At 40.1% G+C, this 25,227-nt stretch carries 18 protein-coding genes and 1 tRNA gene; 5 read left to right on the top strand and 14 right to left on the bottom strand.

Features of this window, described 5'->3' with window-relative positions:
• Positions 1–315 precede the first annotated feature (315 nt).
• Positions 316–2,490 carry an ABC transporter substrate-binding protein gene (locus tag OXIME_RS03020; RefSeq protein ID WP_393972000.1) on the bottom strand — a complete coding sequence of 725 codons (2,175 nt, stop codon included), beginning with the start codon at positions 2,488–2,490 and terminating at the stop codon, positions 316–318.
• Between the two features lie 208 nt (positions 2,491–2,698).
• Positions 2,699–3,022 (bottom strand): hypothetical protein, encoded by a 324-nt coding sequence (locus OXIME_RS03015; protein ID WP_393971999.1) that lies wholly within the window; start codon positions 3,020–3,022, stop codon positions 2,699–2,701.
• A 226-nt stretch (positions 3,023–3,248) separates the two neighbouring features.
• Here OXIME_RS03015 and OXIME_RS03010 point away from each other — a divergent pair, with 226 nt between their 5' ends.
• Positions 3,249–3,737, top strand: coding sequence for a single-stranded DNA-binding protein (locus OXIME_RS03010; RefSeq protein ID WP_393971998.1), 489 nt, complete (start codon positions 3,249–3,251; stop codon positions 3,735–3,737).
• A gap of 33 nt (positions 3,738–3,770) precedes the next feature.
• Here OXIME_RS03010 and OXIME_RS03005 read toward each other — a convergent pair whose 3' ends face one another.
• The 3 genes from OXIME_RS03005 to OXIME_RS02995 all read right to left on the bottom strand — a co-directional run bounded on the left by OXIME_RS03005 (position 3,771) and on the right by OXIME_RS02995 (position 7,610).
• Positions 3,771–5,537 carry an ATP-dependent DNA ligase gene (locus OXIME_RS03005; RefSeq protein ID WP_393971997.1) on the bottom strand — a complete coding sequence of 589 codons (1,767 nt, stop codon included), beginning with the start codon at positions 5,535–5,537 and terminating at the stop codon, positions 3,771–3,773.
• Positions 5,538–5,574: 37 nt separating this feature from the next.
• The gene (locus OXIME_RS03000) at positions 5,575–6,741 is read right to left on the bottom strand and encodes an MFS transporter (protein ID WP_393971996.1); all 1,167 of its coding nucleotides are present in this window, start codon (positions 6,739–6,741) and stop codon (positions 5,575–5,577) included.
• Between the two features lie 83 nt (positions 6,742–6,824).
• Positions 6,825–7,610: a hypothetical protein gene (locus OXIME_RS02995; protein WP_393971995.1), complete on the bottom strand. Its 786-nt coding sequence runs from the start codon at positions 7,608–7,610 to the stop codon at positions 6,825–6,827.
• A gap of 87 nt (positions 7,611–7,697) precedes the next feature.
• Between OXIME_RS02995 and OXIME_RS02990 the strand changes: the two genes are divergently transcribed.
• The gene (locus OXIME_RS02990; protein WP_393971994.1) at positions 7,698–8,675 is read left to right on the top strand and encodes an NAD(P)/FAD-dependent oxidoreductase; all 978 of its coding nucleotides are present in this window, start codon (positions 7,698–7,700) and stop codon (positions 8,673–8,675) included.
• A gap of 9 nt (positions 8,676–8,684) precedes the next feature.
• Here OXIME_RS02990 and OXIME_RS02985 read toward each other — a convergent pair whose 3' ends face one another.
• From OXIME_RS02985 to tes, 5 genes are all read right to left on the bottom strand, one after another.
• Positions 8,685–10,658 (bottom strand): bifunctional aldolase/short-chain dehydrogenase, encoded by a 1,974-nt coding sequence (locus OXIME_RS02985; RefSeq protein ID WP_393971993.1) that lies wholly within the window; start codon positions 10,656–10,658, stop codon positions 8,685–8,687.
• Between the two features lie 40 nt (positions 10,659–10,698).
• Positions 10,699–13,431: a leucine--tRNA ligase gene (gene leuS, locus OXIME_RS02980; protein ID WP_393971992.1), complete on the bottom strand. Its 2,733-nt coding sequence runs from the start codon at positions 13,429–13,431 to the stop codon at positions 10,699–10,701.
• A 10-nt stretch (positions 13,432–13,441) separates the two neighbouring features.
• Positions 13,442–13,987, bottom strand: a complete 546-nt coding sequence (locus tag OXIME_RS02975) for a pyruvoyl-dependent arginine decarboxylase (RefSeq protein ID WP_393971991.1) — start codon at positions 13,985–13,987, stop codon at positions 13,442–13,444.
• An 835-nt stretch (positions 13,988–14,822) separates the two neighbouring features.
• A complete protein-coding gene (locus OXIME_RS02970; protein ID WP_393971990.1) occupies positions 14,823–15,245 on the bottom strand; it encodes an archease in 423 nt (140 codons plus the stop codon).
• Positions 15,246–15,989: 744 nt separating this feature from the next.
• Positions 15,990–17,810 (bottom strand): tetraether lipid synthase Tes, encoded by a 1,821-nt coding sequence (tes, locus tag OXIME_RS02965; protein ID WP_393971666.1) that lies wholly within the window; start codon positions 17,808–17,810, stop codon positions 15,990–15,992.
• 473 nt (positions 17,811–18,283) lie between these two features.
• Between tes and OXIME_RS02960 the strand changes: the two genes are divergently transcribed.
• Positions 18,284–18,356, top strand: a tRNA-Gly gene (locus tag OXIME_RS02960).
• Positions 18,357–18,361: 5 nt separating this feature from the next.
• On the opposite strand, the gene OXIME_RS02955 is transcribed toward OXIME_RS02960, so the two are convergent.
• Positions 18,362–18,643 carry a hypothetical protein gene (locus OXIME_RS02955; RefSeq protein WP_393971989.1) on the bottom strand — a complete coding sequence of 94 codons (282 nt, stop codon included), beginning with the start codon at positions 18,641–18,643 and terminating at the stop codon, positions 18,362–18,364.
• Between the two features lie 104 nt (positions 18,644–18,747).
• Between OXIME_RS02955 and OXIME_RS02950 the strand changes: the two genes are divergently transcribed.
• Positions 18,748–19,470, top strand: a complete 723-nt coding sequence (locus OXIME_RS02950) for a stage II sporulation protein M (RefSeq protein WP_393971988.1) — start codon at positions 18,748–18,750, stop codon at positions 19,468–19,470.
• Positions 19,471–19,566: 96 nt separating this feature from the next.
• On the top strand, positions 19,567–20,154 hold the full coding sequence (locus tag OXIME_RS02945) for a hypothetical protein (protein WP_393971987.1): 588 nt from the start codon (positions 19,567–19,569) through the stop codon (positions 20,152–20,154).
• Positions 20,155–20,169: 15 nt separating this feature from the next.
• Here the strand turns inward: OXIME_RS02945 and OXIME_RS02940 are convergent, their stop codons facing one another.
• From OXIME_RS02940 to OXIME_RS02930, 3 genes are all read right to left on the bottom strand, one after another.
• Positions 20,170–23,310 carry a S41 family peptidase gene (locus OXIME_RS02940; protein WP_393971986.1) on the bottom strand — a complete coding sequence of 1,047 codons (3,141 nt, stop codon included), beginning with the start codon at positions 23,308–23,310 and terminating at the stop codon, positions 20,170–20,172.
• A 139-nt stretch (positions 23,311–23,449) separates the two neighbouring features.
• Complete coding sequence (locus OXIME_RS02935; protein WP_393971985.1) at positions 23,450–24,991, bottom strand: sodium:solute symporter; 1,542 nt, start codon at positions 24,989–24,991, stop codon at positions 23,450–23,452.
• Positions 24,992–24,993: 2 nt separating this feature from the next.
• Positions 24,994–25,203, bottom strand: coding sequence for a DUF3311 domain-containing protein (locus OXIME_RS02930; RefSeq protein WP_393971984.1), 210 nt, complete (start codon positions 25,201–25,203; stop codon positions 24,994–24,996).
• Positions 25,204–25,227: the final 24 nt, after the last annotated feature.

Below are 25,227 nucleotides of genomic sequence, written 5' to 3'. Positions count from 1 at the left end.
AGGCTTTTCTCAAAAGATTTCTTTAGTCTCACCCTGTTATCACTAATATCGGCTGGCGAATCAGTGTGACTCTATTTATTTATGAAAAACTTGGTCATAGATTTGACGCCTTGAAGCTGTAAAGATCTTTTATCATTTTGGATATTTTATTCCATCCTTTATTGAATTATTTTTTATGGATGCTAAAGGCTTAAAATAACATATAACTATATAATAACTCAAACATGGATCAGTAATTCCTGCATACAAATAACCTTAAAACTTGTTTAAATTTTCAAGAAATAAAAGTAATATAAAAAATTTATAAAAAAAAATTTAGAAAATTCTAACCATAGCCATTGAAGTGTTTTCAACCAACTGATTCATGGACAAAATGGCTGATGTCAGGACAGCAAGGGACGAATCGGAAATAGATGTATCTCCTATTCTTGTTCCATTTGGTAGAGTAACGTAGTAGCCCTCCTGCTTCAAACCCATGCCCAGGTAATGTATAGCCAGTGAAAGATTCTGCGCTGGTGCAGCTAAGCCTTGTGTATCATTCACGTAGAAACTTTTAAAACCAGGGGAAATTGGACCAATGTAGTTCTGTGCCAATAACTCTGTTGTTCCGTTTGACAACTTGTAATAAAATGGGTGATCAAGGGCTGTGTAGTTTATTGCGTACCATATGCCTTCCCTGACGTTTGAATTGTTTGTTGGAGATATAAAGTTATTCATTGAGAGATCAAAGGCTGCAGGAGTAGCACCAACGTTTTTAAAGTATGAAGAGACAGGAACAGAGCTGGTAAATGGGGAAACGCCAATTATTGATCCCAGATATGATGCACTTACTTCAGACATCTGATATTGGTTATCCAGGAAACCAGAAACTCTTCCTGAGTGGTCAACTGTGTAATCCATTACAATTGTTTTTATATGAGCTGGCTGGGCTACTGCTGGAAATCCGTACATTCCTTTTCCAGTTTTGTTGTCCCAGTACTTATTCCCCCAGTAGTTTGAGACCTTTGTCATGGTAACAGAATCAAGTGCTGCACCTACTGTTTTTATATGGTAAGGACCGGTTCCAGGCATTCCGTTGGAATCTGTGTAATTGTTGGGAGAAGTAGCAGTTACTCCGCCGTGAGTGTCCAGGAATAATGGATCAGCTATATTACCCCACCATTCTGCTGTGTCCTGAAGGAAGAACGGATATGGGTTTAGAAGGTTAATTGTAAAATTCAGAGCTGCATGATTAGAGGAAAATGATGGTACTGAAACTGCCTGATCTTTATAAGTCAACAGAAGAGCCTGGGTTGTGTTGCTCCATGGGTGGTAATCTGAAAGCATGCTTGCCAAGAATTTTGCAGCAAATACTGTATTGCTCATATTGAGATTGGAGTAGTTGGTAGGATAGGGCAATTTAAGCTTGCCGTATTGTGTCACATTGTATGCATGCCTCATGTCCTTCAGGAAACCAACTGGGAGAGAATATGGTGAAGTTGCACTGTAAGCTGTTGTGTTAAAGAGCATCCCACCATAGTTATCAATAGAAACACCCTGTGCCATAACTAATGTCCTGTAGTATGAAAACCATACTGTTGAAGCATTTACTGGATCAGAGTTGTTGAATGTTATGCCATTTCTCAGTGTTATGTTATAATTCATATAATTTGACGTTGCATCTTTGACCGATGTGTTTGCTAGCACTGGAACTACTTGGTTATAATTTGTTCCATTCAATTCATAAAGTTCCTGATAGGCTCCGGTAAACATTGGGCCATCTTGTACAAAGAAACCATGAGATGGGTCAAGATAATCTGGAGCAGCCAGAGAGTCTCCATCAGCAACATCAGTCAGTACACTGGTGTTGGATGGCCCATAAGTATTACTGCCGTTGGGCAATTTGTAAGATGTGTTATATGACATCATATTGTAGTAATAATTCTCATAAGGGTTGTAAGTGAAATTATTTATGTAAGGCTGGACGAAAAAGTATGTTGATGGGTTTGGTAGCCATATGTACGAATACTGGTCATAGAATATCTTATAGAGCTTCTCCATTTCCATTTGCTGTGCTGTTTTGTTACTATTGAAAATTACCCCTGGGAAAGCATTGTTAAGCGTGGCATTGTCCACCCAAGCATTGTTTGCTCCAAACGCTCCACCATTTGAGTAAGTCGCGAAAGGATCAAACTGCTGAGCAACTGGATCAGGCCAATCCGGAAGCCACCCCAAGTCCACAAATTCAGGAGTACTGTTAGGGCTCAACCAGGTACCCTCAACCGTTGGAGAGACCAGGGAGATTTTTGCCGGTATTCCCACTGCTTTCAAATTGCTTACTATAGAGTCCAACTCAAATTCTTCAACCGAATTTAAAGGTGATAGCGCTGTAATCTTTATAGAAGGTAGATTAGTTTTCTTGGGATGAGTGTATACATACCCCAAAAATCCTGCGACCCCTGCCACGATTAATACTATCACGACAATTGAAGCTAATACTTTTTTATTCATACATCTGGTTATCTTAATACCAGTATAAGAACTTTTTCTAGAGTTGTCAAAAAGAAATTACTGAAGTGCTTTTTTCAATTGGGTTATTTAAAACCAGATATAATTTGGGCCAGATATGGAAACTGCAATGCTTTATTAACGGTTCTAAATTTATAAATCCTGCGATAAATCCTATCAGGAGGTCCTCGATTTTTTGACCATGTAGATCTCAGTTTTTCTTCATGTATTTATTAAAAAGAATGTCAAAACGAGTTTCGAATTCATTTAAATCCTCATTTCTTTTTGCAAGTCTGTATTCACCAAGCAATCCGGATAAACTCAATAAATTCCTAACAATCAAATCTTTAGTATCTACATATTCCATGTGTAATCTAGCCTCTTCGGACTTTAGTGAAACCAACTTCATTATTAGATGGGCCTTCTCTAATCCGAAAGTTTCTTCATTATTATGTCCTCTATATATGTTATCTCTTCCAGATCCTCTTTCATTTCCTTTAGTTTTATCATTGTGGTTTTGTTTTTCCTTTCCCATGATTCTACCTCGAGGTTAAGATCAAAAATACTTAGATTCCATAGATCCTTTGTATCTTCCATTTAATTCTTTTTACTATTGAATCTATCTATATCTACTTTTCAGTAAATAAATGCTGAAATTCCCATGAAAAAATATCTTTAAAGGTATTGACGGCAAGATTCCCAAAGCTTATATATTTACCAAAGATGAGAGGCTGTCTTTTTAGACAAAAGGAAGTAATAGAATGGAAGGAACTACCAAAATTAAAGACCTAACACCTTCTTCAAGACGAGTTAACGTTTTGGGAAAGGTATTAAACGTAGGCGAGCCCAAGGAAATAACCACAAGATTCGGCGAGGCAAAATCCGTAACCGAGGTTGTAATAGGAGACGACACAGGAAAAGTTACCCTGTCATTATGGGGAGAACAGGCCGGTCAGGCTTCTGAAGGACAGACCGTCTACATCGATAACGGCTACATATCACTCGTAAGGGGACATATGAGACTCAATGTTGGTAAATACGGATCTATCGCTCCTGGAACCGAGGAGGTTTCTGAGGTTAACGAAGAACTGGATGTAAGCGAAAAAGAATATGAGAACCAGTTCCACGGAAACGGCGGAGGCTACGGCGGAAGAGGAAGACCCTCATCATACAACCGTGGCGGTAGCGGGGGTAGCGGCGGAAGAGGAAGATCCTCATACGGCGGAAGAGACAGAGATAGAGACCAGTAAACTTAATTGTTTCAATAGTTTCATATCAATTAATTATTCCAGCAAATTTCCAATATTTTTTTTCTGATTTTTGTACATATTTATTATTTCATTAACTGTAGTGGCATCATCGGGCCTTTTATCATTTCTCCACTTTCCGGTGAATCTTGGAAATCTTATGGCAAGCCCCGCCTTCTCCTTGATTAATCCAAAGGCAGTGGAATGAATAGGGCTTAACGTTATTTCGGATCCTACTATTTCCATAACAAAATTGGGTATAATCCATATGTCTGGTATCAACCCGGATTGGACATTCGCTGGTTTTTCTTTAACTGTATATTCGGAAAACATCTTTGGAAGGTTGAACAGTACATCATCCGTGAAGCCAGTACCCAGTTTGCAAACAGACTGGTAAATACCTGTTTCATTATTATAGGAAGCCATCAGCAGTGCTCCATATGTACCCTTTCTTCTTCCATGCCCGGAAAAGGCACCAATAACAACAAGATCAAGGCTATCACCGAGATTGGCTTCATAGTCTCTCTTATATTTAATCCATAACCATCCTCTGGAACCTGCTCTGTATATGGATTTATCAGTAATGTTTTTGGCAACTATCCCCTCACAGCCACTGCTTATGGATTCTTCTATAAATTTCTCGGCCTCGTCTTTATTTGAAGTAACCAGGCTTGACGAAAGCTTGAAGCTATTGTCCTCCTGGAATGTTTCTTTGAGTATCTCCCTCCTCTTCAGATATGGCAGATTTTGCAGGGGTTCTCCATTTTTGTAAAGAATGTCAAAGAGAAAGACAACTATGGGAATATCATCAGATATCTCATCCAGATGGTATTTCCTTCCTCTTCTCTGGGATACAGCCTGAAAGGGATATAGATCCCCTGTTTCTGGATTAAACGGTACTGCCTCTCCATCAAGAATCAGGGAATCAGCCTTGAAAGTACTCAGTACGTTTTTTACAATGTCAGGAAACTGGCCGGTGGTCTCTTCGCTGCTTCTGGAAAAAATCCTTACCTCTTTTTCCTTCTTGTGTATCTGAGCCCTCATCCCGTCATATTTGTATTCAAGAGATGCGGTTCCTTCCATTTTTGCAAGTATATCTCCAATATCCGGGAGTCTCTCCGCCAGCATGACCTTCATGGGTATCATTGGTTCCGGACCTATTTTCTCAAGGTCTTCTATCTTCCCCTTTCTTAGGAGATCAGCTATGTAACCAATATCTGGATGAAAATTATAAGCGGTAGTTGCTATCTCCTTTTTCTCTGAATCCGTGAAGGCAAGAGCAAGAGCATCAAGAATCGTTGCATCCGATACCCCCAATCTTAATTTTCCGCTGACAATCCTTGTAATGTACATTGCATCGGCTGGAGTGCCGTTCAATATAAGATCAGTGTATATATCAGTCTTAACCCTTATACTTCCGCTTCCAGAGATTTTTGATATCTTCAAAAGTGACTGGTAGACGTAGTCAAGTGTCATTGACGTGGAAAATAAAGCTTTCTGTGTCTTCCTCTCTGTGACGTTATATGCAACCTGCCCCAGATCTCCTGTTTTTGTATAATCTTCCTGAATCTCTTCTTCACTCTTACCCGACACATGGCTGAGTGCTTTAATTATAAGTTTGTCTGCTATGCCCATTTCAACTCCATAATAGTCAGGCAACACTTTTCCCTGCAGCAGATAGGCAAGTTGGGGAAGATCGTCACCTGCATTTTGAAATAACTTTCTGAGGATCTCTGTCAATTCCAGCCTTTTCCTGGTATCACCCATTGCCTGAAAGCTTTCTGTAAGTTCTGAAAAAAGCACATTCAGTTATATGTGATCTGTTTAAAAACCTGCTTGATCAGTATGATTTTCTCACAAATAACAGAAGTAAAATTAAAACAATTCCGGAAAAGCCTATTGTAAACCATGAAAAACCGTATCCGTAAAAAAGCACGAGAACAGTGAAAAAGAAAGGAGAAAGGGAACCAAAGATGTTCTGTATAAAATTTATAAACGAAAGATTGAAGGAGACCATGCTTTTGTCTTTTGTAGCGTTCACTACCTTTTCATACAGAATAGAAAGAACTGCAACCGTCATAATACCAAGAGCTGCCATGACCGCAAGGAGAATTATAAAATTTGAAAATAAAGGGATTATAATGATCAGGAGTCCAGTAAGAACCATTGAACCCACAAAAATAGGATTTTTTCTTGAGGAACGCCCATAAAGATATCCACCAATGGTACCCCCGGCGAACCCGAACAGGAGAAACGCCGTACCAAGTATGCTGGCAAGACCTGAATCCATGCCAAGATGGACTTCTGCATAATAGACAAAGAGCTGTCCTGTGATAGTTTCAGCAAGAATTCCTATCAATGCTGCCAGAGGGAGTATCCAGAGAATTCTTGTCCGTAGGGCTGTTTTTACTCTTTTGGAAAGTGGAACAGTGCTCCTGTGTGATTGTGGAATGCCGGAAACCATTATAAAATTCAAAATAGCCACTGCAATCATGATCATACCTGCAAGCTCAAGAGGAAATCTCCAGCTGTAAACACTATCCAGATAAGTCCAGCCAAGGATTCCAATTCCGCCCCCTATATTGAAGGATCCGTTGAAAAGTCCTATATGAAAACTCCTGCTTCTGTCTGGAACTATTTCGCTAAGCATTCCAAGTGCTGGGGAGAAGAAAAGGGAGGAACCAATGCCTTCAAACATCCTGGCAATGAAGAGTTCTATTAGTGACCCGGAAAGGCCGGAAACTATGACAAATGAACCTAAAATCAGGAGACCAATGAATGATGTTATCCTGTTTCCAATCTTTGAAGCAATAACTCCACCAGCAATCTGAAACGGTGCCAGACCTATGTAAAAGCCGGTGGTAATGATACCAAGATCCACGATCTTAAGGTTCAGAGATGATGCTATATCAGCAAGCCCAGGAGCTATATTGAACCAGTTGAGCGCATAAACGGCCCTTGCCATGTTTATTGTGCCTATCTGGAAAGGCAATTTTCTAACTGACAAACCTTTCTATCACTTTCTGCACTTGTATTCAAGCCAGCATAAAACATTAACGCAAACATTGCTTCGTGAGAATGAAGTGTTAATCATATTCCGTTATCCTGATCCTGAAGCCGGAGAATGGAATCTATAGCATGAAAATCAGCAAACTGCCTTTCCCATAAACGTGAAACATACTTCTCCTTGGACCTGATTGGCACTCTCCTGAACTTTATACCCTCATAGGTTATGTCAATCAGCACCAGGTTTTCAGCAGGTGCTATGTATGAATTTACAACTCCATTGGTGAATGGATTATAATCCTGTTCAGTAAAGTGTTTCATGGAAAAACCGACTATGGATCTAATCTGGTTCCAGACAAAACTCCTTCCATAGAAATCTATAAATCCGTATCCATTCTCCCAGGTTGACCTTATTTCACTTATTGTTCTGACAGGATTCCGGTGGTCTCTCCTGCAGAATCCCGAAAAATCATGTTCTCCTTTGAATTTCATAATAAACCTGTCAAATGCAATGTGGTCATCAATCCACGGCAAGAAATAACGGTAATGTTTCATTTTATTGTGCCTAGGATTGGCACCTTTTGTTACATTGGCAAATGAGTGAAAAACACAGTTTTTCACACCTGCATTGAGTATTCCCATGATCTTTTCAATTGGTTTATCGGCTTCCATTGAGAATACATTTCCAACAGCAGATACACCTCTGTCCGTCCTTGCGGCAGAGTGAATTTCACCATCCATGCCGTTTCTCTCAAGACATCTGATAATGCTGTCTTCAATGCTGTTATCCCCGTTCCCTCTCTGGAAACCGGAGAACATGAAACCAATGTATGAGAATTTAATGAAATATTTATTCAAATGATTCTCCATTTAAATTCCTTAGAAATATGCCATTTTAATCTTTTGCATTCTCATCGGGCAATGAAAATAATATACTGCGAAACTTATACAGTCCTGTTGAAAATAGGAAGCATAGCGATTGGAGGTCTGGGAATATCGGGTTCTTATCTTTTGAGAAGGATGAAAGATTCAGGATTCAACGTAACAGGCTTCGACCCCAAAGTACCGAATTATTACATTCCCTGCGGCTACGCAACAAATATCAAAAAACTTAAAATTTACATGAAGAAAATAGGGATTGATGCTGATAAATATGTACTCTCAAGATCATCAAAAATAACTTTTTCAGGCCATAACTTCAAACCTATAGAGTTTGGATCAATGGGGCTTTGCACAATTGACAAGAACATGCTGGAAAGGGATATGATTGATGGGTTGGACACTAAAAGAGAGATCATTTCTGGCGAGTTCAATCTTGTGGTTGATGCTACAGGCGTATCAAGATTCTATCTGGGCAAGCACACGTCCGATCTTCTTATGCCGGCCAGAGAATACCTGACAGATTCTGCCCATCACAGTGACTTCTATTTTTATTTCTTTGAAGGAGGAAAGGGTTACTACTGGGAGTTCCCACTTGGAGACCACTATCATATCGGGTCTGGAGCGGTTGACCTTGAGATGATTGATTCGTATCTCAAGCCTGTTCCTCATCTCAGGGTTACCGGGAGAAAGATACGCCTTAAACCTCTTTTTGACCAGATATCAAGAGATAATGTAATTGGAACTGGGGAGGCAATAGGGACAGTTTCCCCAATAACAGGCGAAGGGATAATCCCTTCACTTAAATCTGCAGAGATACTATTTCAGTGCCTGAGAAAGAATGACGATCTGGAAGAGGTAAAGATAAAATATTCAGGCGAAATAATAAAAAATTTTAGATCTTACCCAGAGCTTTACCGTTTGCTTTCAAAGGTCCAGAGGGGAGAAAATTTTCATATTCAGGACCTTAAAGCTGCACTTTTTGCCAGGAAGGATCTGAGGAATTTCGGCATTGGCTTCAAAATCACAAAAGTAATCGGGCACTTCCTGAGGTAAATATTGATATTATTTGACACCGCCATCCACAGGTATCATTGCGTCCGTTGTCGCACCGAAAGTCTCCTCATCCACAAGGGCAAGCAGAACGTTTGCAACATGTTCAGGAAGAACTTCCCTTCTCAAAAGATTCTGTGTCTTGTATTCATCAACAGTCTGCCCTTTTGCCCTTGCTCTGGCCTCAAGTACACCGTTTTCCCATATTTTTGATCCTTTGAAAACTTTGTCAGGGTTTATTATATTGGCCCTTATTCCGTATTTTCCACCCTCTTTTGCCACATAATGGCACACGTATGCAGCAAATGCCTTTGCGGATCCATATGAAGTCATTTCAGGTCCCGGGTTTGTTAAATTCTTGGTTATGTTGAAAACAATATTCCCGCCAATACCCTGTGCTTTCATAATCCTGAACGCTTCCTGTGAGATAATAAATGAACCTCTTCCTATGATTGCATAATGCCTGTCCAGATCCTTTACATCCAGATCCTCGATTGCAGCTGATTTAAGGATGCCTGCATTGTTGAATACAATATCCACTCCTCCGAACTTTTTCCTTACATTATGAAACATCGCCCTTATTTCCTGTTCACTTGAAATATCAAGTACATATGGCAGCACAGGAGATCTTGTCATGGTTTCTATCTCCTGGGCTTTTTTTGATACTTCCGGATCTATATCGCACATCACAATTGCTGAACCTTTCTGTGCAAGCTTCAGGGAGGCAACATAGCCGATTCCGTTGGCCGCACCGGTAACCAGGGATATGCAACCCTGCAGTGGCATTGGTTTAAATTTTTTCAGTTTCGCCTCTTCCAGCGGCCAATATTCCATGCTATAGGAAAGATCCAGATCTATGAATCGCTGCCCGGAAAGTTTTTCTGCAATTGAATTGACCCTCATTGAATGGACAAACTGGTCTCTTACTATTTCCGCTTCTTTTGCAGAAATCCCTGAAGTTATAATTCCCGTTCCTCTAACAACAATTATTGGCGGAAAGGGATCATGCATGGGATAATCTGATACGTATCTGCTGTACTGATCCTCATATTTTTTCTCATATTCCGCAACCTGACTTTCAAGACCCTTGACATCCGGGCAATAGATGTAATCGTGCTTTGTTCTTATTATCATGTCTGGGGTGGCTGGCCCTCTTTGCGTGAATTTTTCGGCCTCTTCCGAACAGGCTATTTCAATAGCTTCGGGTGAATTGCAAATGTTCAATATCTTTTTTGATCTTTTTGAGATCATTCCCCTGATAGCCGGTAGTGAATCTGAAATTGATTCTATTGATAATGCTTGGAATTTTTGCGTGAATATATTTCTATTGACCTTCTTCTTTATGAAGTCCTCTGCAACTGTCACCAGGTGGATGTGTCTCTCATAGCTTTCTTTGGCGCTGTCGCCAAATGTGAAAAGTCCATGCATTTCAAGTATTATCCCCTCTGTATCCGGACTTATGGATCCAAGCCTTTCAAGTACACTTCTTGCCAGTTTGAATCCTGGTGGAGAATATGGTATAACTACCACATTTCCAAATATAGACTTGATCTCATCCTGGGAGACATTTCTATTGGTTATTGCAAGTATGCTGTCAGCATGTGAATGGTCAACAAATTTGAAAGGGAGAAAGGCGTGAAGAAAAGTTTCAACAGATGGCGAAGGTTCAGATGGATCAACCATACTTTTTTTCATATAGTCAACCATTTCCTGATCCGTCATTTCCAGGATGTCTTTGGCGGCCAGAAGGTCATCCATCCTAATCCCCGTGAAACCCTCCCTTTTTATAGTTGCAAGATCCCATCCACTCCCCTTTACTCTCAAAACCGCAGCTTTTTTACCTGTATGCAGAATCTCCTCTCTCTTAATCGATGTGTTTCCTCCCCCATGAAGTACCAGATCAGGAACTGAACCCAGCAAATGTGATGAATACACCCTCTCATCAAGATCATCTTTGAAGGTTTGGTTTTCCCATTTAGATTGCATGATCCCCCTATTGGGGGGATTTATAAATTATTTCTCAGGGTCACTGCAGTACTATTGAAGGCCTTCCTGGCCAGGCAGTCTTTTTTGATTTTCCTGGTTCATCAAAAATAATTTCAACATTGCATCCCAGTGTGGCTGAAATATACTGCCTGCTTTCCTGAAGAAGAGAGAATTCGTCCCTGACCCTCTGGGAAATACGCTTCCTGTTTTTCATGAATTCCGGAACAAACTGTTTTTCCCAGGAATTCAGGTTTTTTGTGCCCTCCTTATTTATCTTACTTACCATTTCCATAATTTTTTTTCCGGCAACACTTATGATTACACTGGATGGATCTATGCCTGTTGCTTTTCCAATCTCCCTTATGTCTCCTATTATCTCCTGCAAGTATTCCTCCTCGGAAATTATTTCATCCTCCCATCCCTGGAACCAAGGCCTTTCCAGGCTGGCAATGCTTACAAAACTATCCTGGATATATCTGTGCCAATATTCTTCCGAAGTATGTGGAATAAAAATTGACATTGAAATGATCCATTCCTTAATGATTATACTGAGGAGGGAACTTCTGCTGGCGCCTCTTGACTCTGCATACTTCAAATCATTCATGACGTCATAGAATATTGTTATGGCAGCATTGCGAATGTTGTAGCTTTCCATACTGTCCATGAAAGTCGAGAGATTTTTTTTGAAACGTGCTTCAAACCATTTTTCAGGCCTCGTTCCTGTTGGTTTTACAGGTTTGAAATTCTCCATCATCTCCACGAAATTCTCATATTTCCTTATTACAGATGAGAGATCGTTTTCATTCCAGTCCATTGTGGAACCAATATCGGCTGAAACTGCCACATAAAGCCTGTAAATATCTGCCGAATACTTTCTTGTAATGCTCAGAAGCGAGATCACATTTCCCTTGCTCTTTGATATTTTCGAGCCGTTTGAAACAACCAGGCTGGAAACTACAAGACCTCCAGGCAGATCCTTTCCCTTGAAAAGTGCTGCGTGGTTCATTACATAGAATGCAAGATGATTACTCATATGAGGATATGCAGTAAGCCTCAGGTCCACGCCATACCAGTAATTTCTTGATTCCCTTGCCTCTTGTATTGTTTCCTGGATATTTTCTGGAATGCTTTCAGGGATGCTGTCGGAATAACCATAGATATATTCCATGACAGATGTATCCAGATTCCCCAGTTCTTCTTTTATCTTCTTCAGCTGCATTATATTGGTGTAAACCTCTGGATATATGGTGGAATCCGACAGGGACTCTATCACCCACTTTGGATCCATTGGAAGCTTTGTTCCGAGCCCTCTCCGTCTTGCACATGGCCTTTCCCTCAGCCAGTCTATGGCATCAAGCATGTTTTTCCTGTAGAATTCAGGATAGAACATCATGTTTTCTACAAGTTTTCGTGAAGATTCTTTCCACCACCCAACCCCATAGTCAATAAACCACTGATCACGAAGAACAGCAACTATAACCTTTGATCCAGACCTTGTCTCTGCTTTCCTGGAGGTTTCGTAAAAGATGAATGCGTTTTTTTCTGCAATGAGATCATTTTTAATCAATTCTCTTGCTTCTTTTACACTCTTTCCTGAATATTTTCCGTTATTTCCGGACATCTTGCCCTTGTAAAACTCTTCTCTGTACAGAAACTGTGTTGCATCCTTTATCTTCTCGTTATCCTTAAGGTCTTGAATCCTGTATGACGAAATAATAGCCTTCATGTCAGTTTTCTTTGAATCTATTTCAATGATGACAGGTACATTCAGATCTTCCCCCATGTCCATTCTTGCAACGTAGTCCCAGACTGAATGACCCGGCACTGAATATACCACTCCAGTTCCATTGTCTGGATCAACAAATGATGTTTCAAAGACTGGGATATTTAATTCACTGAGAGGAGACTGGAATTTCTGTGAGGTGATCTCCTTATGTTGAAGATTTCTAATAAATTTTATATTTTCTGCCTGGAAACTCATCTTCTTATAAGCTTCCTCAGTAACTGCTATCTTTTCACCATTGAGGCTGCAGAGCACATAGTTTCCATCTTTCGCAATCCAGAGGTTAGTTATGCCGAATACTGTCTCCGGTCTCAATGAAGCAGCTACAAGTGCGAACTCTTTTCCTCTGAAGAATATTGCAGTAAATTCTTCCCATGAAACTTTATCTAAATCCCCATCTTTGATATCGTCCTCCCCCACTGCATTATCATCATCCATACTGTAGAGGACTGGATAGGATCCCTGCCTGATGAGTCCAAGTGAATCGAGTTTCAGAAACTGCCACCTGACAAATTCCTGATACTCAGGGTCGGCAGAGGTGAATACCCTTGTCCAGTCAATGCTATAGCCAAGATCCCTGAAATCTTCTATAATCTTGCTGGAGAAATAGGATGCTATTGCCTTAGGGTCCTTGAATTCAGCTATCTTGAGCGGGATATCTTCAGCTTTTTCATATTCGCTCAGATAATCCTGGTACTGCTTTATTGTCACAGGATCCCCCCTGCTGATCCTTTCGGAAAATGCAAGTATTGGAGTTCCACTCTGATGGAATGCCATTGGAAATAGAACATTGAAACCCTGTGTTCTTTTGAATCTGGCGATTATGTCTGCCAGTGTGTATGTTCTTCCATGTCCAACGTGAAGTGATCCGTTGGTATAGGGCCATGGCACAGTAATCAGAAATTTTGGTTTTTTACTGTCGATTTTTGGAACAAACACGCCATATCTGTCCCAATTTTCCTGCCATTTTTTTTCAATATTTTCAGACATAATTAATCATTTAAACGATGAGCACCGCGGCTGCTATGGTAGTTGTCCATTCTCCCGATTTCATAACAACCGCGCTTGAGCATATGTTTTTTGTTGTCAGTATTTTATCATTAAGGACGTATTCTTCACGTTCCCTGTCCCATACCAGATCCCTGGTCTGCCCCATTGTACTTGCAAGCATTTCTGCAGCAAGTTTTTCAGCATAATAACCCGCAGTTTTCTCAGTTTCTCCGAAACTGTGATGTTCACTGAGATACCCCCATTTGCTCCTGTCTGTAGGAAGAGCGTAACCTATTGCAGCAGAAATCATCCTGTTCAGCTCCTCAGATGAATTTCTAGCAAGAACTGTAAACAGTATCTGACCGGGGGTAAGAAGTTTCATGCCTTCCTCCCTTGAAACAACTTCTGCATATGGTGGAAAAATTGAGCTTATGCTTACCAGGTTAAAAGGTGCTATTCCTCCGTCTCTCAGAGCCTCTTCAAAAGATTGAAGCATGCTTTCACCTCTACCTACTCCTCTGGTGAAGAAGAGTTTTGATGCCATTAAGGAAGACATTGATGCTGATCTCAACTCATCTTAAAATTTTTTGTACTTCACCATTGATTCTTTATGGTGCATTACTACCCTTTAGGTTAATTAATTTTGAATATTGTGTTTTATATATAGTAACATGCAAATGCTTTGTTGTAGTATTGATGTGAGGGAAGAGAGGGAGAAGATGTGAATATACTCTCCTGTCACAGAGGCTGGAGATCTTTACTTCATGATTGTGAATGTCATGAATTATGATTGCATCATAAAGTTCCTTGGCCAGATCCTATCTGAGATCCATGGTAACAAGAGGTATTCCAGCACACTCCCCAGAACTTAATCATAATGATGATCATGATGAATAAGCATGGAATGCCCTGAAGTATCAGGAACTTTTAAATTTCTGCCCTATGATCTATGAGGATCTCTAAGACAGAGCAGAGGAGACATTACTGAAGATGAAAAATAATCTGGAAAGGATAAAGAAAATAATAAGAAGAAAAAACTTCCAATGCCTTAAGAGGTGAGAATTCATTAAGGCAAAGTAGAATAGATTAGAAAAATGAAATTTAATCTTAATTATCCATAATTTATTAACTTGCCCTGAGTCATATTAAAACTGCTATCACTGCTGTGGAGATTATAAGTACCAAGACTGATAAATAAATAATCTGACCTCTTGCGCTTAATAAATGATTCCTTAGCATGATTTTCTTTTAACTGATTGATTTATTGATCAATGGTCAGCTTGAATGTTCTTTACCATGTGCATTATAAAAAATATGAATTTATGATATAAAATTTCAAAATAATCTCTAGCCAATCTCTAAGGAAAAATCTTATCTGATTTTGCCAATAATCAAACATCGAATACTACAATTGCATATCCATTTTCTACATCATATGTGAGATTATGGTATGTTACCCCTTTAATTACATTCAAATATTTGTGAGGTTCTTTTACCTCAATATAATTTAATCGTACGAATATTGAATTATTACCTATGGATATTTCATTAATACTTGTATGAATTATCTCATTAACATCAAGTTCGAATATAAACCGTGATAGGAAATCGACAAATATATTCTCAATATTGGAAGATCTTATTATGAACTGATTTTCGCCAGAAATACCATCAAACTCGTCAACAGTTATTTTATTAAATGCGTAAAGTGCGTTGGAGAATATTTCTTCGTCTGATTTTCCATATATTTTAACCGACAGATCAGCAGTATGATCCAGTAATTCAAACCTCCTTTCTTTTGCTTTCAACGCCATTCTTAGCAGTCTATTTCACACTTGAATATATAGTCAACTTTGCTGATAACTGCGCTAAAGTATCCATACCTATATCATAACCATTATTTTTCAAGTTGATTCTGCGTATGCTTTTATGCATAAATGCAATTTTCCAAGAATAATTGAATAAATCCATTTGAAATGAGGCATGGATACCGACCTGCCATTAAGATCATGCGAAACAGATCAGGTCTGAAATGCAATCCCAAAGCCGAATGGTGACTAGATAGAGTGTACTAGCAGCACCCATGAAATTTAGAAAGAATCAAGGAGATGGTAACTTTCAAAGAATTCTGTTAACATTGCTAATGAATTTCGTTATCTTAACTTCCAATGCTAAATAATGGGATTTCAACAATGGTCAAACATTCATTCTTTCGATTTTCAGATTCAGTTAAATTTAATTCTATAAAAGTATAAATTATATATTATGCCTATTTCCTGTTTAACACAGTTTATCTACTGCAACTAACAAAAGATGCAAAGGAGCTAACAGAAACAGCAGATGCTTTTTTTGATAAAAATGGTTATTCGCCGGTTTATTGCATTTCAATAAAAAGGATATTATGGACGCACCTGTCGAATCTTCATCTCATAGTCTCTGACCATATAGTAGAAAATCAGCCTATAAATCTATCAAAATCTAAAAATTATATTGAAGAACTAAGTATGGGAATATTCTGAATTTATAAATTTATGAGATTAAAAATATATCTAAAAGCCTTATTCAGGCTTTTCTGATGATATCACTGGTATTGGTTCGTCCAGGTTCAGGCCGATCTCATCTTCCCTGAGCTTTCTTCCTATGCTTCTCTCATAGAAGGCGATGATGTTCTTCTTGTCCTCCTTGCTGTAGTCCCTGAAGTACTTGTCCTTCTTTAGGACCTTTCCTGTCCTCTCTTCATATGTTCTTGCAGGGATTGAATACTTCCTCTGTGTTGCATCCCTGTAGAGTTCAGGTATGACGTTGAATGCACAGAATGGTACAACCCTTCCGTCAGGCATTGCATAGTGTATATCGCATCTCTCAACCCTGTCCACATCGTATGTGTATGGGTCCATGAAGTGCATGAAGCCTATGAACATGCTCTTGTAGTGGAATGCCTTGAGGCCATGGTAATCTCCGTCCGTGAATGCGTTGTACACCATGTCCTTGAGCTTGAAGTCTGTTGGTGCCTTTTCGTAGTCGACAAACTTCCTCAGGTTCATGAGAAGACGTGATGTTGTGGATACCTTCTTTATGGACCTGAAGTTTGATCCCCTCATCTCATCTGCAAGTTCCCCTATGTATTCGAACATGCCCCTGACGTCGATGAACCTTGTTATTGGCGTGACCTTGTCTCCGTCCTTGAATATGTATGTACCCATTCCGCAGGCGAAGTGTATTGAGAGTTTGTACATCTCCTTGCCCTTAAGCTGCTCTATGAAGTCTGAGACCTTTGCTGTTGAAGGAACTGTGAAGAAGTCCTCCCTTCCTATCATTCCATCAGTCTGCTGCTCTATCTTCTTTATTGCACCGGGTATGGTGATCCTCTGCTTCTCCCTCATGCGGTCTGGCATCCTTCCCACAAGGCTGACAGGCTGGAAGTTGACAGCCCTGACAACATCTATGTTGGAAAGGCCGAACCTGATCATGTCGCCGAGATAGGCATCGTTGACGCCTCCAATCACTGTTGGAACAAGGACAACGCCAAGTGGTGCATTCTTGTAGTTCTCCAGTGCTGCAGGGATCTCCCAGAAGTTCTTGGGGTTGGATCTGGGTGTTGGACCGTCGAAGCTTGTGTATATGACATTTGATCCTGCACCTCTTATCTTCTTTGGGAAATCAGGATCGAATGCAGATCTGATTGAGTTGGTGTTGAGCTGTATGTGTTCGTAGCCCTCCTCCCTTGCTATCTTGATTATGTCTATGATATCGTCACGTATTGCAGGCTCTCCACCTGTGATCTGTACTGCGTTTGCACCCACAGGCTTCTCGTTTCTCATCCTTCTCAGCATCATCCTGACCTGGTCCTGTGAGGGCTCGTATATTGGCTCGTTCTCCTTTGCATAGAAGAAGCAGTACCAGCATGAGAGATCGCAGCGGTTTGTAACCACAACATTGCCCAGACCGGTATGTGACTTGTGCTTTATGCAGAGTCCGCAGTGTGTGGGGCAGACTATCTTTGATTCCAGGTATGCAACATGCGGGTTGAGTATCTTGACGCCGGGATCCTGCCACTTCTTTGCCTCCTGGTACATCTCGTAGTCCTCCCAATACTTCTCCCTTGTTATTCCATGCTCATGGCATTCCTTTATGAGTTTCACTTCCCCTGCATTCTCATATACTATTGCAGGTATCCTCATCTGGTCGAACTTCTCGTCATCAACGCATATTGGGCAGAGACTCTCCGTTACCCTGAGAACCATCATGTCCTGTGTGATGAGATGACCAACTGCATTTACGAATTCATCCACCGTCTTGAATGGAGCATTCTTACTGATTTCGAAATCGCTTGAAAATCTTATTTCGGGAAACTTTTCCCTCTCTTCTGTCATTATCATTATGGATTCACCTTACTATAGGGCTAAATGGAAAGATATTAAAATTGTTTTGTAGTGTATACAGCTAAAATAAGGTATGAAGAGTTAGTTCATTGTGTGACAAATATGCCGGTAGTGCATATCTGTGTTTTTATGCTTTTACTCAATGTATTGAGAGGATTGAACATGATGCATGGATGGAAATGTTGTTAAGGCAACAACATGTAAAATCATGTTGCTTGATAAGCTACTAAATAATTGCGGAAATGCTGAAATACTGTGCTGGATGATTCAATGTATAAAAAGATGCATGGATTCTATGCTGTAATTACGAAATGGAAATTGGTGTTGCATGGAGGGAAATATTTCATTTTCATCAGGCCATTCAATGATAGGTATCAGATAATTAGAAACAACACGATGAAATGCAAATGATGCAATGAAAACTACTGAAAGTAAAAAAATAAATACCCTTTAGCTGATCTGGGGCTCAGGCGGGTGTGGTGTAGCCTGGTAACACGCGAGCTTGCCAAGCTCGTGCCTCGGGTCCAAATCCCGGCACCCGCATCTTTTCAGTGTTTTCTCCTTTCCTCTGCTATCTTGATCATATATTGATTCACATTATTGAGAATTTCTGCAATCTGGACTGTATCCATTGGTAAAGTTAACTTGATTCTTGTATCCCCAATGTCAGCATATATGTCATCCTGGTGAGTATGAAAATGGATTACATTTTTACCTTTGAAATAGAAATGGCCTATCTGATTTTCCCTTATTCCGTCAATATTCCTCAGTTCTTTCAAAATGATTTGTATCCTTTCCACTTCATCCACACTGGCATGGCGCATGTTCATGTATTCAAGGAGAGTTTTAAAGCTTACGCAAACCTGAACAGGAATTTAGCTGATGATTATGAGTACGGGAAAACTATTAATTAATTGATTTACTTTAGTGTTTATTGAAGGATGATAGTTTTCTTTTCAGTAATGGTTCCCTGAGATTTGGCAGGATCTTCCTCATACTGTTCATAATAGAGCTGGCTATATATGTTGCAATATCATCCTTGAGTCTCCACGATGCAGCCCTTTATAACAATTTCAAGGCCGAGCAGAGTTCAATTACAAGAGAGTCCTTTATCCCAATGTTTCTTTCCATCTTCCCTCACAATCTTCTCATAGCCAGTATAGAATTTGTCCCTATAGTGGGAATATTCTTCTATTTTTTTTCAGTTATTGAGACATCCATCATCATATCAGTTGAAGGGACACAACTTCACACTGCTGGGCTTGCTGTATTCTTCTCCCTTGCCTTATTCCCTCACACATGGCTAGAGCTGCCATCTTATGCCATTGCAACTGGTGCCAGCATTTACATTATATATACTTTGGTAAAAAGGGGAGATGAATTCAATTCCAGGATGAAGAGGATAGGCTTTCTATATCTATTTGTGGTACTGGAGCTAATGGTTGCGGGACTGTTTGAAACAAGTGAGATAGTCTTTGAAACTACATACAAAGCACCATATAACTTAATCTATCCTTTAATATTGTGGATCCCAGCAGTACCTGTAATAATTGGTCTCATAATGCTCTTCAGGAGGATTGCAACAGATGGATTTGCCTCAAAAAAAAGAAAAAACGATTCCAATGACCCCATTGAAGCGACTTTTGGAAAGATGTGAACTTCTGGAGGGCCTGATTAAATACACTTGAATATGCATTACTGATTTCGCTCATGATTTTTCTTGTGGTGCATAAATATTATAATAGAAATCTGATTGAAAATTACGCTAGATCACAACGCCCTTAAAAATGACATTACAGTTTCTGGAAGCTACAAGAAACTTCTTGAGATGAGACGAACTGTACAGGCACTTAAAGGTTCTTTTCCTTTTTCTGTTTACTCTGATCTTCAGGGTAGGGTTGAGGAACGAATAAAGACTTTCGAATATCCAGTTTGTGCTGATAATGGCATAAAGGTTGTTTTCTCAAATGGGCTATCCGTTCCAACAGAGGAAAAAGACTGCCATGAGGCCAGAGATAAGGATCTGAAGTTTACTGACTTTATCTTCTCAAAATATGTTTCAGCCAAAGATCTTGCTATGGATCCTGGTAAACTTAATAAAACATATGACAAAGATTATTTTAGGAGAGTTTCCAGAAATATTTTAGCTGGAAATGTTCCAAAGGAAAAGCTTTCAGAGAGTCTACAGAATAAAGTAGACCTTCTTATGTCCAAAATAGATAATCTCGAAAAAATCTATAATGAACACATCCCTAAAATAATGGAGAATCTTGACACGTTGAATAAAAAAATGGATTATGTTTATAAAAAAATGGTTGGCAGAGATGAGCAGGACCTTTAGGATATATTTATCCCATCATTTTCTGTCTGGAAGTTCTGGTATTATTTTCCCTTTTTCCTTTATTATTCTGTTAATTTCATCTATTGTCCTGTCAAGTTGCATATCCCTGTGTTTAATATAATCTGTAGGACTGTTTTCAATCTCAATGTCTGGATCAGTGCCATAGTTTTCAACACCCCATCCCACATCCTTGAACCAGAATGCAAATTGTGGTTGAGTTACGGTGGTACCATCCACAAGAGTTATCTTGGGGTTAATTCCAACTACGCCTCCCCACGTTCTTGTGCCCAGAAGCGGACCCAGTTTCATGAGTTTGAAGCTGTGTGAAAAAATATCGCCGTCAGAACCTGCCATTTCGTTTGTAAGTGCAACAATAGGTCCATTGACTGAATAAGCCGGATAATGTTCCGGTTCCCCTCTTCTGGGGAAATCATATCCCAGTATTTCTCTCCTCAACTTCTCAAGTATCAGTTGTGAAACATGTCCACCTCCATTCCACCTGACATCAACAATCAGTCCGTTCTTCCTGTACTCCTGTATGAAAAGCCTGTGGAATTCTCCAAATCCCATTGGTCCCATATCAGGAATGTGTACATACCCCACTTTTCCATCCGTCTTACTGTGTACATAGGAACGGTTTGCCTCAACCCAGTCTCGATAAAGTGTTCTCTTATCATCTTCCAAAGCTTTTACCGTGACGATCTGGCTTTTCCCCTTGACTAAAAAATTCATATTCACAAAGTATCCGCCCTTTCCAAGCAGATACTTACCCAGCGGTTCCCTGGAACTGATCATTTCATTGTCTATGCCGGTGATTGTTGATCCTTCCAGATCCAAGCCAAAAAACAGCAGTGGATTCCTCTCTTCAGGGTTTGACTGGTCTGCCTTGAAAATTTTAACCAGATGGAAACCATTTTCACCGGATTTTACCCGGATTCCAAGCTTCCCGGATCTGGGAATTCTCATCTCAGTTATGTCCCCGCCCATCTCATAGGCATGGGAAGTGCCCAACTCTCCGTTTGCTTCTTTAATAAGGTCTGATAGCTCCGATCTGGTTGAAATACCTTCAAGCAGGGGTTGGTACATGTCGTATACCTTTTTCCATTCTTTTTTGACTTTTTCAGGATTCCAGTAGTTTTCGTTCATAAGTTTCCATGCTTCTCTGAACATTTCGCTCCATTCTGATTTAAGATCTACCTGGAAACGTATTCTTTGAATATCTATGTTGATATCCTCAGGAGTTCCTGGCATTCCCGGGGAAAGAGGAAACCCCATTGATATTGTTGATGAAAGTGTGATCCTGTACTTTCCCCCGCTGTCTATAAGTATTTTCTTCATGTCACCCGAAAAACTGAAATCACTTACCCCTGAAGCAACAACTCTTGTCTTTCCTGTTTTGATGTCATAAGCTTTCAGAGTTCCTGATGATCTTTTACCTGTACTGTAAAGATAATACTTCATTGCCCCTTCCGGCGGAAATTCCAGATAAAACACACTTGATCCGTCACTGAATATTTTTTCATAGTCCGCCATTTCCATGGGCATTGTTTCTATACGATTCCCTATGTTGTCGGCATCAATGTTAAATTTAGTTTTTTCATCCACCTTTCCCGTATAGGATTCCGGAACCATGTTTGCTGGTGAATTCAGGCCAATGCGCAATGAAACCACATTTACTTTTGCAGCAGTTGGATATCCGAGATCGAAAAGAATCTTGTCATATACAGGGTCCAGGCTGCGTCTTGAAATATAGTAAAGATAACCTCCGTTTGGATCAAAAGAGGGACAATAGTCAATACCACCGGAGGATGTTACGTCGAATTTGGTTTTCCCATCGGAAGACGCTATTCGGATATTGGATGTTTCAGAAGAATGTTTGAAACTGTATGCGATCCACCTGCTGTCTGGCGACCAGACTGCGTCTTCTATAAAGCCTTTTTCGCAGGAATCAATGAGAACGTACTTATTATCCTTGAGATCATAGACATGCATTTCGAATCTATTATTCAGAAGAACAAGTTTTGTTCTGTCCGGGGAGAGAGATATGCTATGCACAATACCCCAATCAAATCTCGTTTCGACGGTTTCCGCCGACCTGACATTATATTTTACAACGAATTCATCCAATCCATCTGAAGTTGTAAGTATGAGGTTCTCGTCATCTACAAATTCAAGATTCCTGATTCTCTGATCCGGTTTTTTCTTTATTTCATAAACAGGACCACCTTGGGGATTAATTACAAAACCATGCCCTCTTGAAACTATCCCTGTAAGGGTAGAATCTTTGTTAATTACTGCAGAAGTAAGATAATCCTCAGGATTCACAAATTTCTTGGATTCCTCGGGCCCGGGGGATTTAACATTTATGCTTACCTTCTCTGATTTTCCGTTTGAAAGATCCAGAATAAAGATTTTTCCCCCGGCCTGATATGCTATTTTTTCTCCATCAATGCTGGTATTTCTGACATAAAAATCCCTAGAATCAGATATCTTTTTTATGTTCTTGCCATCAAAATCTATGGAGTACAGGTTGGCAATCCCATCTTTATCTGAAACGAATAAAACTCTATCCCCGTGAATCATGGGGCAGGTGATCCTTCCATAGTTTTTTAGCAGGAGTTTAAAATTTCCTGTGTTTTCCGGATCGATCCACAGGCTACCGCTGGTGCCTCCACCATACCTTTTCCAAAAAGGAACATCGTTTGTATTCCTTCCCAGAAGAGTCGTTTTGCCTGAATATACTACATGATTTGCAGGACCGTAGCCTAGATTTACTGGTTCTCCGCCATCAGATGGGACCTCAAAAAGTTCAATCCATCTTCCCATAGGCGTATTGTAGTCGGATGATACAATTATATTCCCTTTGGGATTCCAACCTACAACATTTGTAGCAGGGCTCCCAATAAATGTCACCCTTTTAAGATTGTCCCCGTTGATACCAACAGTATAGACTTCAGCACAGGAGTCCTTGCTGCTCATGGATCTGAATGCAATTTTCTTTCCATTTGGAGAAGTTTTTGGATTTGATATTGCCCCAGCGTTACCAATTATTGCTAATGATTCACCACTTTTAAGGTTATGCCTCCATAGCTGGTCATTGTGCACAAAAAACAGATTTTCGCCCTTAATTTCAGGCCACATAAGATAACTATTCATATTAAAACCATGAACACGAAATTCATATAATTAATTTTGTACCTGTACATAATACCTGGAAATACCACCTAGAAAAAATTGTAATATAAAATAATATTAAATTTTTGAAAATATTTGAATGTGATCAAAGTTACAGGATCTATTTTACCTGGGCATTTGCAGATGCTTCTTTTTTAGGTGCAATTTGAGAACCCTTTGACATATACCTGTAGACCAGAGTGCCAACTCCAACTACGATGAGATTTGCTATTAAAGCAAACAGACCTATGAAGAATGGCCCAAGTTCCGAATTGGTTGCGATGAGAGTGGTCTTCCATGTGCTGAAGTGATTGGCAACCTCCATAAAGTATATGGCGAAACCGAGCCCGACAAGAAGACCTGCAGTGAGAGAATGCTTGTATAGTTTGGTTGTCACAAGACCCAAGAATAGAGATGGGAGCGTCTGGAGTATTATTATTCCGCCCAGGAGCTGAAGTTGAACTGAGAATGTAAGTGGGAAGATGAAGATGAATCCAACTGCAATGAAAATGAAAACTACTGAGGCTATCTTTGCTATGACTGTCTCACGTGCTGGGTTAAGGTCCGGTTTGAACTCTTTAACTATGTTGCTGGTGAAAAGATTGGCCTGAGATATCGCCATTATGGATGCCGGTACAAGACCGCCTATGAATATTCCCAGGAAAGCGAACCCTGTAAGCCAGCTTGGAAGGGTATAAAATATAAGAGCAGGAACCACATATGTACCTCTGGACGCAGTGGCAAAAGTAGCTAAAAAAGACATAGCAGATGAATTTGAGTATACCATTATTCCAAAGAGTGCAAGAAATGCAAGTCCGACTCCGTAAAGTGGAAGAAGGGACTGGCTTGTTCTCAATACTTTCCTGCTCTTGGCGCTGAGTGATCCGGTTATTGCATGAGGGTACAGATATAGAGCAAGCGCACTCATAAGGAACAGAGACCAGTATGCATTGAAGTCAATGGGCAAAAGATGGAAGTATGCCGTTTTTGTGCCTAACGAAGTGAATGCTGCAGAGAGGTCACCATGGGCCACCACGATTATTACGACAACCATAACGCTCAGCAATATAATGGCATCCTTGAATATGGCTGTGAATGTAGATCCTCTGAGTCCATTCATGAAGGTAAAAGCAGCCAGTATCACGAAAGAGATAATAAGTGCCAGATATGTAACTATTGTAATATCTGAGATACCGTGGAACATCACAGTGAGGACTGAAAGCATTCCAACTATCTGCAGTGCAATATAAGGAAGCTCAGCAACGATGCCCACAATGGCAACAAGAACGGAAAGCAGGGTGCTTTTGGAATACCCCTTTATGAAATCAGCACCGGTCACGTAGCCCTTCTCTTTTGAGATCTTCCACAATTTAGGCATTGCCCACATAGCAATTCCAAAGGTAAGCGCAACATATGGAACTGCATAGAAGTAGATTGAACCAACTGCAAAAACTGACGAAGGTATTGCAATGAAAGTATAAGCGGTATATAGATCAGCACCGACGAGGAACCATACCACCCATACACTAAAATGCCTTCCTCCCACAGACCATTCATCCATTTTCTTAAGGTCTCCTCTTTTGTAGTTTCTTCCGTAAACTCCCAGGAATACAAACACCGCGAACAGAACCAAGAAAACGCCGATTCCGAGATAGCTCAGCATTTTTAATCACCCTCCTCCGTCCTGTTCCAGATTAAGGAGGCGGAAACAAACAAAATAGCTGCAAGAAATAGCCATAATATCTGATACCAGTAGAAAAATGGCAATCCACCAATTTCAGGGTATGTCTTGCTGTAACTCGGCACAATCAGTAGACCCACAAATGGAAGCAGGGTCAACACTGAAACCAGGATAACCAATGAAGTTTTCTTCATATCTATCTTGTCAGAATACACGTA

The organism is Oxyplasma meridianum, from assembly GCF_038024865.1.
In the GTDB taxonomy this organism is placed as follows: domain Archaea; phylum Thermoplasmatota; class Thermoplasmata; order Thermoplasmatales; family Thermoplasmataceae; genus Oxyplasma; species Oxyplasma meridianum.
This window is presented reverse-complemented; position numbering and strand designations above follow the sequence as displayed.

Coding starts and splice junctions, on each gene's coding strand:
- OXIME_RS02955 (WP_393971989.1), bottom strand. CDS start 18,643: ATGAACATGCGCCATGCCAGTGTGGATGAAGTGGAAAGGATACAAATC.
- OXIME_RS02975 (WP_393971991.1), bottom strand. CDS start 13,987: ATGTCTTCCTTAATGGCATCAAAACTCTTCTTCACCAGAGGAGTAGGT.
- leuS (WP_393971992.1), bottom strand. CDS start 13,431: ATGTCTGAAAATATTGAAAAAAAATGGCAGGAAAATTGGGACAGATAT.
- OXIME_RS02970 (WP_393971990.1), bottom strand. CDS start 15,245: ATGGCGTTGAAAGCAAAAGAAAGGAGGTTTGAATTACTGGATCATACT.
- OXIME_RS03020 (WP_393972000.1), bottom strand. CDS start 2,490: ATGAATAAAAAAGTATTAGCTTCAATTGTCGTGATAGTATTAATCGTG.
- OXIME_RS02985 (WP_393971993.1), bottom strand. CDS start 10,658: ATGCAATCTAAATGGGAAAACCAAACCTTCAAAGATGATCTTGATGAG.
- OXIME_RS02995 (WP_393971995.1), bottom strand. CDS start 7,610: ATGGAGAATCATTTGAATAAATATTTCATTAAATTCTCATACATTGGT.
- OXIME_RS03010 (WP_393971998.1), top strand. CDS start 3,249: ATGGAAGGAACTACCAAAATTAAAGACCTAACACCTTCTTCAAGACGA.
- tes (WP_393971666.1), bottom strand. CDS start 17,810: ATGATAATGACAGAAGAGAGGGAAAAGTTTCCCGAAATAAGATTTTCA.
- OXIME_RS02940 (WP_393971986.1), bottom strand. CDS start 23,310: ATGAATAGTTATCTTATGTGGCCTGAAATTAAGGGCGAAAATCTGTTT.
- OXIME_RS02935 (WP_393971985.1), bottom strand. CDS start 24,991: ATGCTGAGCTATCTCGGAATCGGCGTTTTCTTGGTTCTGTTCGCGGTG.
- OXIME_RS03015 (WP_393971999.1), bottom strand. CDS start 3,022: ATGGGAAAGGAAAAACAAAACCACAATGATAAAACTAAAGGAAATGAA.
- OXIME_RS02930 (WP_393971984.1), bottom strand. CDS start 25,203: ATGAAGAAAACTTCATTGGTTATCCTGGTTTCAGTGTTGACCCTGCTT.